This is a genomic window from Mesorhizobium terrae, from assembly GCF_008727715.1.
In the GTDB taxonomy this organism is placed as follows: Bacteria; Pseudomonadota; Alphaproteobacteria; order Rhizobiales; family Rhizobiaceae; genus Mesorhizobium; species Mesorhizobium terrae.
On record NZ_CP044217.1, the window covers coordinates 223,142 to 239,023 of the forward strand.

Annotated in this window: 20 protein-coding genes and 2 pseudogenes; 2 read left to right on the forward strand and 20 right to left on the reverse strand. The window is 64.2% G+C overall.

Annotated elements, in window-relative coordinates; all coding sequences use genetic code 11:
* Positions 1 to 533: 533 nt before the first annotated feature.
* The 6 genes and pseudogenes from FZF13_RS29230 to FZF13_RS01155 all read right to left on the reverse strand — a co-directional run bounded on the left by FZF13_RS29230 (position 534) and on the right by FZF13_RS01155 (position 4,799).
* Complete coding sequence (locus FZF13_RS29230) at positions 534 to 806, reverse strand: DUF192 domain-containing protein (protein WP_246192408.1); 273 nt, start codon at positions 804 to 806, stop codon at positions 534 to 536.
* Positions 807 to 853: 47 nt separating this feature from the next.
* Positions 854 to 1,072 (reverse strand): annotated as a pseudogene (locus FZF13_RS29525) (hypothetical protein); the annotation flags it as partial.
* Between the two features lie 74 nt (positions 1,073 to 1,146).
* Positions 1,147 to 3,153 (reverse strand): hypothetical protein, encoded by a 2,007-nt coding sequence (locus FZF13_RS01140; protein ID WP_246192409.1) that lies wholly within the window; start codon positions 3,151 to 3,153, stop codon positions 1,147 to 1,149.
* A gap of 7 nt (positions 3,154 to 3,160) precedes the next feature.
* Positions 3,161 to 3,556: a hypothetical protein gene (locus tag FZF13_RS01145; protein ID WP_065996885.1), complete on the reverse strand. Its 396-nt coding sequence runs from the start codon at positions 3,554 to 3,556 to the stop codon at positions 3,161 to 3,163.
* Positions 3,557 to 3,558: 2 nt separating this feature from the next.
* A complete protein-coding gene (locus FZF13_RS01150; RefSeq protein WP_139116436.1) occupies positions 3,559 to 4,032 on the reverse strand; it encodes a hypothetical protein in 474 nt (157 codons plus the stop codon).
* 2 nt (positions 4,033 to 4,034) lie between these two features.
* Positions 4,035 to 4,799 carry a ParA family protein gene (locus tag FZF13_RS01155; protein ID WP_065996883.1) on the reverse strand — a complete coding sequence of 255 codons (765 nt, stop codon included), beginning with the start codon at positions 4,797 to 4,799 and terminating at the stop codon, positions 4,035 to 4,037.
* 1,169 nt (positions 4,800 to 5,968) lie between these two features.
* Between FZF13_RS01155 and FZF13_RS01160 the strand changes: the two genes are divergently transcribed.
* Together FZF13_RS01160 and FZF13_RS01165 are read left to right on the forward strand one after the other, a co-directional pair.
* Positions 5,969 to 6,226: a WGR domain-containing protein gene (locus FZF13_RS01160; RefSeq protein WP_065996882.1), complete on the forward strand. Its 258-nt coding sequence runs from the start codon at positions 5,969 to 5,971 to the stop codon at positions 6,224 to 6,226.
* A gap of 127 nt (positions 6,227 to 6,353) precedes the next feature.
* A complete protein-coding gene (locus FZF13_RS01165) occupies positions 6,354 to 6,620 on the forward strand; it encodes an HU family DNA-binding protein (protein ID WP_065996881.1) in 267 nt (88 codons plus the stop codon).
* A 33-nt stretch (positions 6,621 to 6,653) separates the two neighbouring features.
* Here the strand turns inward: FZF13_RS01165 and FZF13_RS28745 are convergent, their stop codons facing one another.
* The 14 genes and pseudogenes from FZF13_RS28745 to FZF13_RS01220 all read right to left on the reverse strand — a co-directional run bounded on the left by FZF13_RS28745 (position 6,654) and on the right by FZF13_RS01220 (position 15,823).
* Positions 6,654 to 6,818: a hypothetical protein gene (locus tag FZF13_RS28745; protein ID WP_167523835.1), complete on the reverse strand. Its 165-nt coding sequence runs from the start codon at positions 6,816 to 6,818 to the stop codon at positions 6,654 to 6,656.
* A gap of 323 nt (positions 6,819 to 7,141) precedes the next feature.
* A complete protein-coding gene (locus FZF13_RS01170; RefSeq protein WP_065996880.1) occupies positions 7,142 to 7,459 on the reverse strand; it encodes a DUF736 domain-containing protein in 318 nt (105 codons plus the stop codon).
* A 703-nt stretch (positions 7,460 to 8,162) separates the two neighbouring features.
* A pseudogene (locus FZF13_RS01175) lies at positions 8,163 to 8,454 on the reverse strand (type II toxin-antitoxin system RelE/ParE family toxin).
* Entirely contained in the window at positions 8,451 to 8,759 is a 309-nt protein-coding gene (locus FZF13_RS01180; protein WP_065996878.1) for a type II toxin-antitoxin system RelB/DinJ family antitoxin, read from the reverse strand. The pseudogene FZF13_RS01175 and the gene FZF13_RS01180 overlap by 4 nt, the downstream one beginning before the upstream one ends.
* A gap of 276 nt (positions 8,760 to 9,035) precedes the next feature.
* Positions 9,036 to 9,962 (reverse strand): ArdC family protein, encoded by a 927-nt coding sequence (locus FZF13_RS01185; RefSeq protein WP_065996876.1) that lies wholly within the window; start codon positions 9,960 to 9,962, stop codon positions 9,036 to 9,038.
* Positions 9,963 to 10,292: 330 nt separating this feature from the next.
* Positions 10,293 to 10,883: a hypothetical protein gene (locus FZF13_RS01190; protein ID WP_065996874.1), complete on the reverse strand. Its 591-nt coding sequence runs from the start codon at positions 10,881 to 10,883 to the stop codon at positions 10,293 to 10,295.
* 402 nt (positions 10,884 to 11,285) lie between these two features.
* A complete protein-coding gene (locus FZF13_RS01195; RefSeq protein ID WP_065996872.1) occupies positions 11,286 to 11,588 on the reverse strand; it encodes a DUF7673 family protein in 303 nt (100 codons plus the stop codon).
* A 103-nt stretch (positions 11,589 to 11,691) separates the two neighbouring features.
* A complete protein-coding gene (locus FZF13_RS28750; protein ID WP_167523836.1) occupies positions 11,692 to 11,841 on the reverse strand; it encodes a hypothetical protein in 150 nt (49 codons plus the stop codon).
* 82 nt (positions 11,842 to 11,923) lie between these two features.
* Complete coding sequence (locus FZF13_RS28755; RefSeq protein WP_167523837.1) at positions 11,924 to 12,082, reverse strand: hypothetical protein; 159 nt, start codon at positions 12,080 to 12,082, stop codon at positions 11,924 to 11,926.
* Between the two features lie 2 nt (positions 12,083 to 12,084).
* A complete protein-coding gene (locus FZF13_RS01200) occupies positions 12,085 to 12,381 on the reverse strand; it encodes a hypothetical protein (protein ID WP_065996870.1) in 297 nt (98 codons plus the stop codon).
* A complete protein-coding gene (locus FZF13_RS01205; RefSeq protein WP_065996868.1) occupies positions 12,378 to 12,674 on the reverse strand; it encodes a hypothetical protein in 297 nt (98 codons plus the stop codon). The genes FZF13_RS01200 and FZF13_RS01205 overlap by 4 nt, the downstream gene beginning before the upstream one ends.
* Positions 12,632 to 13,597, reverse strand: coding sequence for a DUF7007 domain-containing protein (locus FZF13_RS01210; protein ID WP_245317428.1), 966 nt, complete (start codon positions 13,595 to 13,597; stop codon positions 12,632 to 12,634). Before FZF13_RS01210 ends, FZF13_RS01205 begins: the two co-directional genes overlap by 43 nt.
* The gene (locus FZF13_RS01215; RefSeq protein WP_065996867.1) at positions 13,594 to 14,064 is read right to left on the reverse strand and encodes a hypothetical protein; all 471 of its coding nucleotides are present in this window, start codon (positions 14,062 to 14,064) and stop codon (positions 13,594 to 13,596) included. Before FZF13_RS01215 ends, FZF13_RS01210 begins: the two co-directional genes overlap by 4 nt.
* A gap of 88 nt (positions 14,065 to 14,152) precedes the next feature.
* Positions 14,153 to 15,823, reverse strand: coding sequence for a ParB N-terminal domain-containing protein (locus tag FZF13_RS01220; RefSeq protein ID WP_065996865.1), 1,671 nt, complete (start codon positions 15,821 to 15,823; stop codon positions 14,153 to 14,155).
* Positions 15,824 to 15,882: the final 59 nt, after the last annotated feature.

The following is a 15,882-nucleotide window of genomic DNA, read 5'->3' on the forward strand; positions in this document are numbered from 1 at the left end:
TATCCCCCCGAATAGCGGCGACAATCCCGCCAAGATGTGCGCTTTCAGGAGTACCAAAATCTTGCCTCAGCGTCCTGAATGGGGGGGGGCGCAAAGCGGCCGGTCGTGGACTGACAAGATTGGCCAAAGGAATCGATCAATCACGGGTGAAATTGTTTCTATTTCATGTTCAATATCAATAGCTTAGTTCCATAATATATCTTATGCAACTTTAGATTGCATATTTCTCGTTAAACAATCACTGATGCGATGTATGGTCAGCACCGCGCATTGAGCTGGTACTCGAACCAAACTCGTCCAATCTAAAGTGAAATGCCGTCTGATTTAGCAAAGCCGTGCAGAGAACCAACCGGTTACGTCGATGCCTAGTGGGCAAGTGGCTCGCATTCGTATCGTTTTGCAGGGTTGCTATGCAAAATCGCAACTTGGCAAATCCAGCGTCCGAACTTACATCTCGGTCGTCGGCTATCTCCTCCTCCCAGATACGATGCCGACATCAAAGGCGGTACACCTCCCTCCCGTGCTTGCCTTCTCTAATCAGCCCGCCGGATCTCCGCCCCTGGCGGGCTTTTTGTTTGCGTATGACCGAGCGACTGATCAGAACGGCATTTCCGGCGTAGCAAACGGGAACCTGGTCTCAGGCCTTTCCGAGCAAATTGGCCCTGGGCGAGTTCGAGCGCATCCGTCGCCGGTCCTGCCGAGTAGTGATAGTCGTCGGTGTTCGGCGCCATGTCCTCGACGGCGAACAGCTTGCCGCCAGCCGAGATGAAGCCGACGGAAAGGGGCACGTGCGTATGCGCATCCAAAACACGCGCTCTTTGGGCGACGGCCAGGAGAAGAGCATTCCCGGGCCGACGTCTTCTCGGAACATGAGCCCCTGGGCCATCTGCTCCGGCGTTCTGGCGACAGGCACGTCAGCGAGGATGACGTTGCCGGAGAAATAGAGCGTGCATCGTTCGGCGAAGCTTGCGGCAGGTTGGACTTCACCGCTGCCGGTGAGAACCGATAGAGCAAAGCCGGCAAGGATCAAGCCTGGCAACGCGCTTGCCATCACAGCCCTCGCAATGCTCATAACGCCGAAACCAGGTTTGTCGGCGAAAAATGGTCGGCGTTGGCCGCATAGACATCAAAAGGCCCGCCCCCGTATTACCGGCTGCGATCGCCGCGATCCCGGTCTTTCGGCGGGGTCAGAACCACCCGAGATGGGATCTGGCGCTCCTGCTGCTTTTCCGGATCGCGTTCCTTCGCCCGATCGCGGCCACGCTCCTGACTGTCGCCGACAATAGCCCTGCCCTGATTAGCCTGGGCAATCCGGGAAACGTCGGCGCTGCGATTGCTCGATGTACGATCGATCTCGCCCTTCTCGAACATGGCGTCGCGCCCGGCGCCCGATTTCGTCGACGTCGCGTTTGAAGTCCTGTCATCGTGCCGCTCTTTGCCCTTGGCGACACGAGAGTCGAGCTGAAGCTTGACGACCTTGTCGATGACCCTGGTAGCGGATTCGAAGATCGCGCGTTCGGTTGGGTTGGAGATCGCCTTTGCGACCGCTGCCGCGGACGTGGCGATCGCGTCCATGGCGGTCTTTGCCTGGCTGGAGGTGATGGGTGTGTTGCGCAGCATATGGATTTCTCCTTTCTCATGCGAAGGCAGTTCGCCGCTTGAGACGGCATCTTCCAGGCGGCGATATTCGCGCCTTAACCCGATCGTCAGATCCTTGGAGAGCTCGCGGGCGGTGCTCGGTTGCGCCCGGTCCTTGCCGATCGTTTCCAGCATGTCGATGACACGGCCCAGCGCCTTCTTCGATGTGTTGAAGCGGTCGACGCCGGCCTGCATTGTGGGCGCCGTCGGCGTGTCGCGGATCTTGTTCATGACCTTGGTCATGACGTTGGGTGGCGTGTAGGCGCCCATGCGGCGAAACATTTCCCACTCCCAGCGTTTGACGGGAGGCGGGCCGGCACGATCGAGGCGCTTCTGGTGATCGATGGCCAGGCCGCGGTCGCGTGCCTTGTCGGCAAATCGTTCACGCCACTCCGTGAAATCGCGGATGTTGGGATTGAGGCGAGTCCTGCCGGGGCCTTTCAGGCTGACGATGGCATGGACATGCGGGTGTTTGGCCCTCTCGTGACGATTGTGAATCGCGAAGGCATAGCGATGCCCATGGAACTGGGTGCCGAGGAAGTCGCCTGCCGCCTCGATGAATTTGTCGCGGTCGACGCTTGCTGGACCGGACAGGAGCAGGTGCATGAAGTCGCGGGGTTGCCGGCTTTGCAGAAGGACGCCGATCGTGCGGCCCTCTCGCGTGAGCTCCTTATGATCGGTTGTCGTGATCGAGCGGCGCTCGCCGGTGCGCTTGTAGATCGGTGTCTTGTTGCCGCGTTCAACCAGGTGAGCGTGGGTCGACAGTGTGACTGCGTTGTCCTGGCGCTGCATGGCGTGCAGGGTCGCGTTGAATCCTTTTGGACCGGATGCAAATTGGGCAGGATAGCGCCATATTGGCGCGATCCCCTGCCCTGCGAGGCGGTCGTCGACACGACGATCGATGGCCCGAACCATTTCGATCGAAGGGGGAATGTGGCCGTCGCTCGTGCGGTCAGCCCGGTCCAATTTTTCATGAGCCAGAACGATGGCGAGCTGAAGCCGCGTCTGATCCTTCACGCCCGGGCCGATGCTGTAGGCATAGGTGCGTTGTGTGTCGCCATCCTGAAGGATGCCGTCGCGTGCCAGATTATCAAGCGCCTTGGCGACGGTTTCGCGGCTGGCGTTCGGCAGTTCATAGGTGAGGAGGAGAATGTCCTTCGACCCTTCACGCGTGGTGAAATCGCGTTCCCATTGTTTGAGGGCATCCTTGATGCTGACGACTTCGCGTCCGTCCTGGTCGATCGCCCGCTCTTCTTTGGCCTGGTATTCGAGAACATTGCGCGCAGATCCCGCGCCGGCGCCATAGGACAATATCTTGACGACCACGGCGTTGTGGCCTGTGGCCCGGCTGAGTGCGGTGCTGGCAGCAAAGGGGTCGGGCCGGGATCTGGCGGGGCTGTACGGGCGGCGAGAACCGCCCGCCCCCTTCCCGGCAACACCGCCGCCATTGCCTCCCCCTCCTCCGCCCCCGCCGCCACGGCGATCGTCCTCGATGAGTTCTTGGTAGAGCGGCAAGTGACGCCTAGAGCGGAAGGGTTTCCTGCGTGGGTTTCTCATCGTGCGCGGCGATCAAATCTTTCACTATCGTATAAGATCGCACAAATGCGGCGTCGCGGATAGAGTCGATTGCACGCGCAATCTCGTCGAGCTTTTCCAGGATCTGGATCGCGTGCTGATCGGGCACGGCGGCCTCATCGCGCATGAGACCCCGGTGGATCTGCGCGATGTCGCGGATTGTGAGATGGATATGTTCAAGTTGCTCATCGTGATCGGCCAGAAGTGGGGCAGCTTCCGAAAGCGTCCGGTCCACGAGAAGCTTGATGACAAGAGCCGGCGAGGTGTCGAGGCGTGTCGCCAGCGCCTCCAGTTCATCAGCCTGGCGCCGAGGGAGCCGAAGGTAATAGCGCGGACTGGGCATTGTCAGTCCTGGTGCCGGTCCAGCCCGGCCATGATGAAGTCCTCGATCACCGTCGTGTAGCGTTTGCTCTGGGAGAGGCCATGCGCAACCAGGCGCGTGATGACGTCATTGCGCAATCTGAGCGTGACACGCGTGTAGTCGGCGGACTCGGCCTTGTTGACACGGGCGAATTGCGACGGTGCCCCCTGCGGGCGGACGGAGGAACGGCCGTTATTGCGCTTTTGCGCCTGCCCGCCCGTCGACAATGCTGTCGAAACCTCGACGGTGGTGGGCGGCGGGGCATCGATCTTAGGAGAGCCGTTGTCTGTCTCCGGCATCGATGCAGGGCCGGAAGAGGAGAGTTCCTCGACAGACGCGAGCGGGGGCATGAAGGTCATTGCCGGATCGTCGGGGTCTACAGGCTCGATCTGGCGGGTTCGGGCGATCACGGCCAGGTTGCCCACTACCTGGACGCGGCTTTTGGGAGAACTGGCCATATTCACGATGCCGCGCTGATGAGGTTGATGAAATCGTTGTTCAACGATTTGATCTGGTCGATGGCATCCAGGACGCTCTCGCGGGCTCGTTTCTTCGCCGATGGCGCCATCTTCGGATTGTGGTCGATTTCGCGCAGCTTCGTATAGAGCGTCCCGTACCCGGCTGCGACGTCGCTGAAATGGTTGCTCTTGCGAATGATCGTCTCGAAGGTCAGCACTTTTCCAGCGTTGAGGAGTTTGATGACCTCCGGAATGGCCCGATTCTTCGTCATGGCGATATGATCGACATTGTTCCAGATTGCCGCATGAGGTGTGACCGCCCTGCCCTCCTTCGCTGCAATCTGCTTCAGCAGATTTGAGACATTGATGGCTTGGGTAGCGCTCGTCGCCTCGAGAATGACGGGAATGATGACGGCCTGCACCCGCCTGAAAACATCGAGGGCGCGGCCGTGGGCATGCCCGCCGACATCGTAAATATGGATGTCGGCCACTGGCGCTGATTTCAGCCGTTCGTTCAGATCCTCGTTGGGCAGCACCGAGATCGCATCGATATTGTCGATCTCGCTGATCGAGCCGCGGGCGACAGACGTCTTGTACCAACGAAACAGCGACTGCTGTTGGTCGCAGTCGATGAGCAAGGTCCTGGTTCCCTGGCTGCCGAACTCCCCGGCGAGGTTGAGGCTGAGAACGGTCTTTCCTCCACCTCCTTTGAACGTGCAAAGGGCCAGCGAGACGGACGGGACATTGGAGATTTCACGAACCGGCATGAGGAGACATCTCTTGGAAGTGAGAATTAGACTTACACCATAGTATAATTTCCTTGCATATCGAATGCAATGTCACCGGGCGTCATTTTGATAATGTCGTCCGGTGACAACGACACGATTTCACAATGTCACGTTGTCACCCGGTGTCATTGTCACCGGGTGGCATTGTGACAATGACACCGAAGCCAATTCCTTCCGTCCGCTTGCGTTCCGTGCCCGGGCGCCCTCGCCGAAACGGACACATGCGAGCTTGTTCTCACCCGTCTGCGGCGAAACCGATCCGGCGCCCCTCGGGCGCAATGGCTAGCTGTCACCAGCTAGCCTATCCTGCCATTTTTGAGAGCACGCTGGTTGGCCAGCGTGCTCTCAAAAAAAAATCAGAAGCGGACGCCGAGAATGCGCGAGAGCGACCAGCCAGCCGCTCGGCGGAAGGCTGGTCGCGACAGCGTGCATCGAGGCGTGAGCGCGCCGCCAGGGCAGCAGCGAAGACTTCAGCCGCTTATGCGGTTGAGGTCGAGCGAACTGCCCGGTTGCATTGGCGAAGTCGCGGCAGCGTCCATCAACCGGCCCGAAAGGCCGGCTGCGAAGCAGTCCGAATGGAGCGGAGGGTCTGGGGGGAGAGGCGGCTAGTGTCTCCCCCAGGGCAGGCCGGCGTGCCCGATGTGAGGTGGCCTGCCCTGATCTGGCTTACACGATGATGCAGACGAGCAGACAGAGTCGGCTCGCCGTGAAGTGAGATCGAGGCGGCCCAAGCCGCCTCGATCCAGACCTTAATCCGTGTCTGGTCGAAGTGCCATGACTACGAGCCCGACCTCGTGACGACCGATCAGCCGCCACGGCGCCGGCAGGCGCCGTGTCCGCATCCGGCGACCAGCCGGCCTTGTGCCCTACCAGTGCCGCAAACGGCCGTAACGTTTCGCCGACAGTCGAGCGCCGCGAGAGGAGCGTAACCCGCATGGGCCGAAACCGCACAGCGGGTTCGGTGAGCGCCCCCTTGGGGCGCGAGTAGAGCCGTGCCCGAAGGGTCTCGCCCGAGCCTTCCTTCTGGAAGAAGAGCCCGACAATACGCTTATCGATGATGCCGAACCATCACTGCCATGAATCGGTAGTGCTGCATCGATTCATCAATGTCGTTGGACACCGCTTCCGGAGGAAGCGAGATTCTAGGCATGGATCACGACGAAACAGGACCGGTTCATCTTCGCCGCATCGACCCGTCGCGGAACATGCGGCGCTTCTACATGCTCGCCATCCAGCCGACCCTATTCGGCGGCGCTTCGGTCATCCGCAATTGGGGCAGGATCGGCACGAACGGCCGGTCGATGATGGAGACGTTCGACAGCGACGACGATGCGGCTAGCGCTTCTGCACGCCTTGAGCGCGCCAAGCGCCGCAAGGGATATCGTGACAGCGCCCGACCTGAATAGGTCGAAATAGCGGGAATTCCACGCTTTTCAGTGGATTCGCGCCGGGGCCCTCGCGCCCGCCCTACCCTCGCGTCGAATTCATTGCCATAGGAAAGGGATTGATCCAACAGCGAGGAGAGCCACGGACATGACGACAGCGACCGAGATCGCCGAAGCGCAGAACCTGACCAAGGCGCAGACCAAGGCCATCGTCGACAGCGTCTTCAAGGAAATTGCCTCTGCGGCGGCGAGCGGGGCCGAGACGAATATCCCCGGTTTCGGAAAGTTCAAAGTCAAACAGACGGCTGCCCGCGAGGGCCGCAATCCGGCCACCGGGGGAACGATCAAGATCGCGGCATCGAAGAAGCTGACCTTCGCACCGGCGAAGGCCGTCAAGGACGCGCTCAACGGCTAAGGCCGCCGAGTGCGTCCGAGGCGCGAGGCGCCCCTAGAAGGGCGGCTCGCTGCTGGCGAGGCCTTCCTGCTCGGCCCAGATCGCCTCGCGTTCGGCCAGCGCCATCGCCAGCTCCTCCTCGATCCAGCGCCGCTCGTCCGCGTAGACGGCATTCCGCAGTTCGGCCCGAAGCTCCTCAATGTGTTGATCGATCGACATCGTCGTCTCCTTGATGTTTGTGAAGGACGACGTCGGCGGCCGTGGCGGGCCGGAGGGGTCAAGGATCGCGGAGCGACCGCCGGAGGCGGCGAGCGGGGGAGCCGATTTTCTGACGCCGCCCTCTTCGGGCGGCGGCGGAAAATTGGGGAACCGCGATGTCCTTGAGGCCTTCGGAACGCCAGGGCACAATGGGACGATCTGAGCAGACCCACCGCTCCCGGTAGAGCGCCCGGCCAGCCGGAGCCGGGCTCGATGCCCGGTTGCGGCCTCACCATACGCAGCGAGGAAGCCCCGCCTTGCGGCGGGGCTCGTTGGTCGCGGGATCAGGCGTCGCGCCGCCTCGGGCGGTTCCAGATGAGGGCGTATTCGCCGTCCTTCTCGCCCGGCCAGAGCGCCGCCGAAATCGGGGCGACGAAGCTCGGATCGTCCAGCTTGATGGAGATGTACTCTTCGCCGTCGTCCGAGACCGCCTTCCAGCCTGCGCCGACCTCGACGCCGTTGCCGGCGGTGATGCGGAAGTCCGGAGCGTCGCGCGAGACGCGTTCGATCGGGTTGAGGCGGGCGCGGAAGCCGACCGAGAGAGTGCGGACGTTGCCGACGATGCCGTTGCCGTTGGTCGCGAAATTGCCGATGACAGCCATGATAGGTTCCTTTCCGGTTTGCTCGGGCCGCGCCCATCGCGGCCTCGATGACGGTGAAAGGACCGGAGGCGATCGACCCCGCACCCACCGGGGTCCCCGTTGCGCTTGCGCAATGGGGTGGTCCTCAGGGCCGGAACGAAGTGGAGGGCGGCCGGCAACGGCTATTTTGCCTCGCGATGCAAAGGCGGCGCAGCCGCCGGCGGAAAATGGCCGGGGCCGGACGTTGCGGGAAGGCGATCGAGACGCAGTCAGCCTCAGGTCATACCGGACTCATCGAGGCCTGCGTGGGCGCCCGCCAGGCAGATTCGGACAGGAACCTGATCCTGGCTTCATGCTCATCGGTGGAATTCGAGGACACGCCGACGGCCGCCGGACCGCAGAAGTGTTCCCACCATCGCCGACTACCCTGCCCTGCCGGATCGACCGATGCCGCCCGCGCCCGGCCGCTCCGACCGCATCATGGCCTGCGACGGCCGCGGGCGCCGTGCTGTGGAGGAATTCGGACGTTGGCGAAGTCCGCACCCGCCGATGCCGCGATCTCCGTCTCGCACCGCATCATCAGCTGCTTTCCGGCTGCGCGTGCGACGGCCTTCGCGTCTCCTGTGCGCCTACGGCGGCGACGTTTGATCCCGCCATGCACCCTCGGCCGCCGGGGCGGGGGATCCTGGCGCGTCCAGCCGGGCGCGGAGACGGAGGCGCACTGTCAGCCGTCCGAAAGATCGTCAGGCCATTGCTGGGCGCCATGTAGAACGCGCAGGATCCGTACTGTCTCGCGGGTAACCTGGTAGGCCGCGACGTAAGGCGTCCCGGTGACGACAAGTTCGCGCGTTCCGGCGACGCGGCCTGGCCGGCCGCTTTGGAAAGTCGCGAAGCCGCCGCGCAACGGCGACGATCCGCTCATCGATGGCGACGGCGGCTGCGGGATTCTGGGCTTCAACATGGGTGAAGATGCCGTCGCGATCGGAGAGCGCGAAAGCCGACCAGGTGAGCCTCACGATTTGAGGTCGCCGATCTTGCGACGCGCCGCGGCACGCCGCCCGGCGAAATGCGCTTCGACCTGGTCGTCGGGGATGTCAGGCCGGCTATCCTCCAGCGCTTCGCGAACCTTGGCGCGGAACCAGGCGTCGTGGGCCTCGCTGTTCGAGAGCAACTCCAACGGGAGCGCGCCCTCGTTGGCGGTGCGGGTGAGCAGAATGCGCACCGCATCCGACACCGTGAGGCCCATGTTCTCCAAAACGGCCGACGCGCGGTCGCGCACGTCCGAGTCGATCCGCGTTTGAACCAATGCGTTTGCAGGCATAAGCGCCTCCTTTCCCGCAATGTAATGCAACTGAATGACGGATGCCAGCTTTATTGTGCGTGGGGCCTCAGGCGGTCTCCGATCGATAAAGGAATGCCGATGCTTTTCCTGTCGTCGATGGCGATGCCGGAATATCCAGGTCTGTCGGGAGTCCGAGCGATCTGCGCCCGCCGCTCCTCCGAATCATGGATTTCGGCGCGCCCCGCAGAGTGGGTCAAGCCGGAGCAGGCATTTGCCTGCCGGACAGCGGCCGCCGCCGGGGAGCGGAAAGGATCATCAGGCTGCTTCCCGCTCCGTCGCCGGTTGCGGCTGGAGATCGTGCAGATATGCGACGGCACGCTGCGCGTGGGCCGCGGCCTGGAAGATCGCCTTCCTGTCGCCCTCCAGCACGGTAAGCCACGACTGGACGTAGCTGGCATGGTCGGGGCGCGGCTCCATTTCGGGAACGATGCCCAGGTCGGCGCAGAGGAAGCTGGCGCCGATGTCCGCGACCAGCTCCTCGCGGGCGCGTTCGCTCCGCTCCTTGTGGTAGCGGCTGAGGTCGCGGTTGAGACGATGGCTCCCGCCGGCCCAGTGGACACATTCGTGTCCGAGCACCGCGTAGTAGCTCGCCGCGTCGCGAAACGTCTCGAACGGCGGCATCTGCACCATATCGCTGGACGGCGAGAAGAATGCTTTGGGGCCGCCGTGCCGGATCACCGCGCCGGTGTTGGCGAAGAAGCTGTCCGCCTCGGCGATGCGCTCGACTTGATCGATGACCGGCTCGGTCCGATTGTAGTAATGATCGGGAAGACCGTCTATCTGGTCGCAGTTAAAGACGGTGTAAGCCTTGAGGAAGGGGATGTCCCTTTCAACCTCGCCGCCATGGCTGTCGACCTCGGTCTTGGTGAAGCGGCTGGCATAGACGACGGTCGTACCGCTCTCGCCCTTGCGGACATGCGCATCAAGCTCGGACGCCTGCCTGAAGGTCATCCACATCGGCGAGGTGAAGCCCCGCGCCATCGCCTCCGACCAGAGAAGCAACACGTTGAGCCCGGTATAGGGCTGGCCGTTGTGACGCAACGGTCGCGTCACGCGGCCGTTGGCGTTGCGGGCGCCCCATGGCTGGACCCATGGCCGGACGCCCTTTTCGAGATCGACGACGATGCGTTCGGTGATGCGCGTGTAGACGTCGGCGCGCGGGCCGGATTTCTTGGTCGTCATTTTCCTATCCTCCGTTTCGGGGCCGCGCCCATCGCGGCCCGTCGCGGAGGTCCAGTGCCGGGGCAATCAGGAGGGCCAGCGCACCCGACCAGGCCCGTCGCACTGCGACGGGCGGGGAAGGGCCGAAACGAAGTGGAGGACGGCAAAGCCGTTGCGCGGACCGCCGGCCCCGGCAGGACCGCCGTCCGGGACGGGCCGCGGGCGCGGCCGTCCTTCCCTTCCTTTCCCTGCTTTCCGGCGTGCATCGACAAGACAACAGGCCGGCCCCGTCCGGGACCGGGCTGTTTGGCTCGAAGAAGGGGCGAGGCCGGAGCCTCGCCCGATTGAGGCTCAACCGAGAGCCGCCATCTGCATCTCGGCCGCTTTTCGATCCAGCATATGGCCGGGGTTTTCGACGGGGCGCTCGAAGGGCTTCCAACGCTCGCCGACGACGTGCTCGTAGGCCGCGACGGCGCCCTCGGCGGCCATGCGTAGCGCATGGGCCTGAATGCCCATGTCGGCGGCGAACTCGCGCTTGCGCTGGGCGGCACTCTCGAAGCCGCCCGGACCGTCGAGGTCCTCGTCGCGCAGGTCGTTGGCGGCTTTTGCCGTCAGGTCGCGCGCTTCCGTCACCGCCCGGCTGTAGAACTGGCCTGCGCCGTGGGCGGAACCGACATAGGAGCCGACAATGCGTTGCAGGTGGATCTGCATGGCGCGCTCGCCCAGACCCTCTCCGAGCGCATCGGCAGTCTCGACGATCATGCGCTCGTGAAGCTCGCGGATGCCTTCGCTGTCGATCACCGGAGATCCAAAACTCTCGGCGATCAGGGTGGCCTGTGTGGCGTCTGGGCAGGCGAGGCGAACCATTTCGAGGGTCGTGCCCTTGCGCAACGGGACGACACGAGCGGCCGGGCGCGGCACGGGAGCGGATTTCTTTGCCATGGGATGTCCTTTCCTTCAGATGGGCCGATGGCTCGGGCCGGCCCTTGCCGGCCCTCCCTTCGGGCGTGCTCGGGAAAAACCGGCGGAAAGACGGGCGCTTCAGGGTCCGGGCCGGGCGGAATCGAGCGAGTCCGGCTTGCGGGCCAGCGGGGCTTTCCAGCCCCGCGCAGCCCGCGGGCCTGCCTTGGCGAGATCGGACGGCCCGGCCGCAAGGCGGCGCGAAGCGGCCTTGAAGCGCACGGCCGCCGGTTTACGAGCGCACCTTGATCCGAAGGGAGGCCGGCAAGGGCCGGCGTTTCGATAGACCGCCAGTAGGAAAGGACCCGCATGACGAATCCGGTCCCGCGGTCTGCGAAGAAGAAGCCGCGATGCCGCGCGGTGCGGCGGCCTATCCGAGACGCCTCAGGCCGTCTTCGACATCCGCTCCAGAACCTCGGGTCGCCAAAGTCGGATGATCTCCTCGATCTGAGCCCGGTGGTCGATGGGATACTCGGCTTCCGCTCGGCTGGCGAGCCAGGCGAAAACGCTCGTCATGTCGCGGGCGATCGCCTTGTCCACTGCGAAGAGGTCGGCTAGGTCGAAGCCGCCGAGACTGTCCGCATTCCACCATGCGAGGATGAAGTCGGCGACACGGCGCGATTGGCCGGTGTCGCTGCGAGCGATGCGAAGAAGGCGCTCGAATGCCTCACGTGTCGGTTCGTCCATGGCGAATGCTCCCTGCCAGACGTGCTATATCACGCCAGGACCGCTCTGGCACGGGTCTGCCGGCACGGTTCGCCAAGATGGTGAAATGCGGTCGCACCGGCTATCAAAGGTAGATCATGCCGTTGTCGCCGACATAGACGCCGAACGCGCGCGCCGCGAAGTCCAGCCTGCTGGCGTGGGGCTCGGGCCAGTCCTCGTCCCAGAATCCGGCGCCGTGACCGCAGCGCGTCAGCCAGAAATCATGAGCCGCCATCGCCGCCTCGCGGTCATGGATCGGCCCCTCGAAATCCCGCGCGAGCGGCGCGTCGAGGCAATGGATAAGCCGGTGGTTCGCGTCATAGAAGGCGGTGGCAATCCGCTTCCATCCGCGCGCGCGTCTCGGCCGCGAGATCGCTCATGTCATGGCGGCGGTCGAGAGGAACACCGTCGCCGCCGCAGGATGACCACAGCGCGGTTCCGACATAGGACGCGATGAAGGACCAGGGGGCAGCCATCGCTAGTCTCCTTTCCCGGCCATGAGCCGCGCCCAGCTGTCCCGGAGGAATTTCGGGATATCGAGGTCGGGATCGACAAAGGCGTTGTCGATCCCCTCCGGCACGGCCGCGACCTGCGTGCCGCCTTCGGCGGGGGAGGCCGGCGGCTCGCACAGCGCGTCGAGAAAGGCTGCGAGCTGGGTGCGGTCCGCGATGCCGATCTTGATCGTGGCGTCCGGAGGGAGCTTTTCGCGGATGCGGTATTGCTCGGCGTCGCCCTTCATGGCGAACCACCGGCGCTTGACGTTGTAGACGATCATGATGCGGCCTCCTGTCGGTCGGGCACGGGGTGACGCTGGCGGAAGGCCGCGATCGCGCGATCCTTCCGGGCGAGCTTGCGTGACAAGGCGTCGATCTCGGGCTGTCGCTCCGCCCTGATCGCCGCCAAGTTCGATCGGTAGCGTTCGAGAAACGCACTCGGATCGGGCGGTTTGCCGCGCCTGTAGGCCCTGCGGCGCGGCTGCAATTGCGGGATCAGCGCCGTCATGCGCCGCGTGATCTGGCGCTCGATCATGTCAAGCTGCCGCTGTATCTGCCGACGCGCTTCCTCCATGCGGGAGAGCTGCGCCTCGCGTTCAGAGCAGCGGGTCGTAACGTGGTCCTCCGCTGCCAGCCGATGAAACTCGATGGGCCGCAATAGACAGGATGGCGGTGCACATCGATGACGAAGCCGAAGCGGCCGACCTCGTACTCCTCAGCGGGCACGAGAAAGCGGCGCTCCTCGGTCCCCTCTCCGCGCCTGCCGCCAGGGGTGGCGACGACCTCCACGAAGCCCTTCTCGCGGTCCGACGTGATCGCCGAGACGACGATCCAGTCGTTCGCATGCTCTCTTTCGAAAGCGCGGCGGTCCTTCGACCGGGATTCGCCTGGTTGGAGGATCGTGCCGAAGATTGCTTCCCACGCATCCGGCCAGCTGTCCTTGACCGTGCGCTCCGCGCAGCGTCGCTCGAAGGCGGTGAAGAGATGAGGGACGCTGATCGCGACGATGGCCCAGGCCTCGTCTTCCTCGTACCAGCCGCCGGCGAGGCGCAGCGTCGCATGGACTTTTGCGTTGCGAGCGCCCGACAGATGAAACCCGCCATGACCGGCCGTGCTGTGCAACACGACGTCCTCGGCATAGAAGGTCGCGCCCTGGGACGGTCCCCACGGCGTGCTGGCTGGGACATGCGCCTCGCGTCGGCCCAGCGCGCGCAGCTCTCGGGCGTGCTCGGCGCGTTCGAGCACGGCGGCGCGGAACGCGGCCGCGTCGGCGAGCTCACCGTCGTGGCTGTAGAAATCGTCGCGCCTCCATTCCGGCATGGGACGCCGAATCCGCCAGCCGCTGGCGAGATAGTGCCTGCCGCCGCGGGCGGGAACCATCGCGTAGGCACGGTCTCCGACCTGGGCAACGTTCATGCCGTCGGCGCTGACACCGAAGGAAACCGCCGGAAAACCGGGGGCTTCATCGTTGGGGATCGGGGAAGCGTGCGCGCTCATGCTGCGGCCCTCCCCTCGACGACATCCCCTGCCACCTGGTCCGCCGTGACCGGCTTCAGGATCGCATGGGGATAGCCGTGGCTCTTCAGCCAGTTCTCGGCGGCGGCATGGTGTTCGGCCAGATGCACCAGCTCGCCGTCAGGCCGGTCGAGAACGACGACCGAGCCGATGGCGGGCCGTTCGACGACGGTGAACTTCAGGTCGCTGTCGATCGAGAAGCTGCGGTGGACGCGAAGCACGACGACGCCACCGCTGCCGAAATCCCCCTCATGAAGCGTGAAGGACTCCAGGATCGTCGTGCTGCCGACAACGTGCCGTGGCCGCTTGGCGATCAGCCGGCCGCCATTGTTGCGATTTTCCCAAGCCGCGAGCTTCTTGCGATGGCGTTCCGGCGGACGCGGCGTTCCGTCGGAATATTTTACGATGGCGCCAAGCGGCACCAGGTCGAAAATTAATGAAGCGGACATTCTTGTCCTCCTGTTGTTGACGATGAAAACAGAACCGCCGCCGGACGAGCCGGCGGCGGGATCTCGTTCGATGATGCTTGGAAAGCGGCTATTCGGCCGCTTCGCGGAACTCGTCCTCACCCTCGTCGAGCTCTTCCGAGGCAGCGGTCAGGTCGTCGCCGGAGGCGGACTCCTCGTCCTCGTCCGGCTCGGGCGCATTGGTGGCGAGCCAATTCGCGAGTTCCTTTTCGTCCGGCGCGAACAGCGCGCTCGGGTGAACGAAACGGTCCTCCTTGAAGTGCTCGACAAGGGCTGCGCGCGTGTCCTTCACCCGCGCACGCGGCAGCACGGGCGTGCCGTTGCAGGACGCTTCGAGCGCCTGACGCGACAGGCACGACAGGAAATCCGCGGTGCCCATGTTGGGCAGGAAGATGTTCGCGCCGATCGCATCGCCGGCCACGCGCGCGACGATCCCGCTGTTGGAGGCGTTTCGCCGGCACGACAGGATCTCCTTAAGCGACAGGCGTGCGGCGACGCGCAACGTCTCCTCGCTGCACTGGAGCTGGCCCTCGGCGTTGAACAGGCTCGCCGCGCACCTGGCCAGCCGACTGCTGCCATAGAGCGACTCGCCGCCGTCGGTCCTGACCGAGACGTTCTGTCCCGCGAGGGCGAGGATCAGCAGCGCCATCAGCGTGTCGTCCTCGATCGGCGCCCGGTCGAGCGCCTCGCGCAGCGCATCGGTGCGGAAGTCGCCGATCATGTTCATGCCCTTGTTGGTGACCGGCGGGCGGGGCTTCGCGACAGTGCCGATATCGTCGGCGTCCTTGCCATTTTTCTTCGCCTCCGGCATGCGGTAGGTCACGCTTTGGACCTTGCCGTCGCGATCGAGATACATGGCCACGCAGTCGCTCTTGGCCGCCTTGCCGTGGACACGCTCGGCCTTCGGCGGCAGCAACGGCTGACCCCAGCTGTTGGCCTCGGTGATGAGGCCGCGCTTCGGCAGGTGATTCGCCATCCACTCCTGCTGCGCGCCGAGGAACGCCTCGACATTGGTGGTGTAGCGGCCGTCCTCGTCGGCCGGCCCGAACAGGTCTTCCTCCCATTCGATCCCATAGGCGCGCGCCAGCTCGTCGTCGAAACTGGCGTCCTTGGCGTACATGCGGGTCTTGGCCAGCGCGTTCGCCACGTTCCACCAGCCGACCCTCGGATCGGCCTTGGACGGCTTGTGCGCCTTCCAGACTTCCTTCTGCTCATCGAGCGAAGCGGACGCGATGGTGCGCAGCTGCTGCTCGTTAGGCATATCGCCCTTGGCCATCTGGTCGAGCATCGCCGGCAGCACGTTGGCAAACAGCCTGAGCTGCTTGATCCGCCGCGGCGTCAGCGCCAGCGCGACGGCGATCGCGTCCTCGGTCCAACCGAGAGCGACCAGGCGCTCGATCGCCCGCCACTGGTCGACAGGGTTGAGCGGCTCCCTGACGATGTTCTCCGCGAAGGAGCGCATCGCGCCGTTGGCGCCGGCGTTGTCGTTGTCGGCATCGTTGACGAGGATGTCGATCTCTTCGATTCCGGCCTTGAGCGCGAGCCTGACACGGCGACGGCCGGCCTCGATGACGAAGCCGTTGCCGCCATCGCCCTGCGGCGTGACGACAGGCGGATGCACGATGCCGATCGCCTTGATCGACGCCAGCAGCAGAGCGTCGGCCTGTGGCGACGGCTTGGTCTGGCGCGAATGGTTTGGGTTCTCCACCAATGCGCGCGGATTCATCTTCATGAGATACATGGAATGCTCCTTTTCAGGGGTTTTGGACGCAGCGGCTTGCCGGTCCTTCTCCGTCTTCT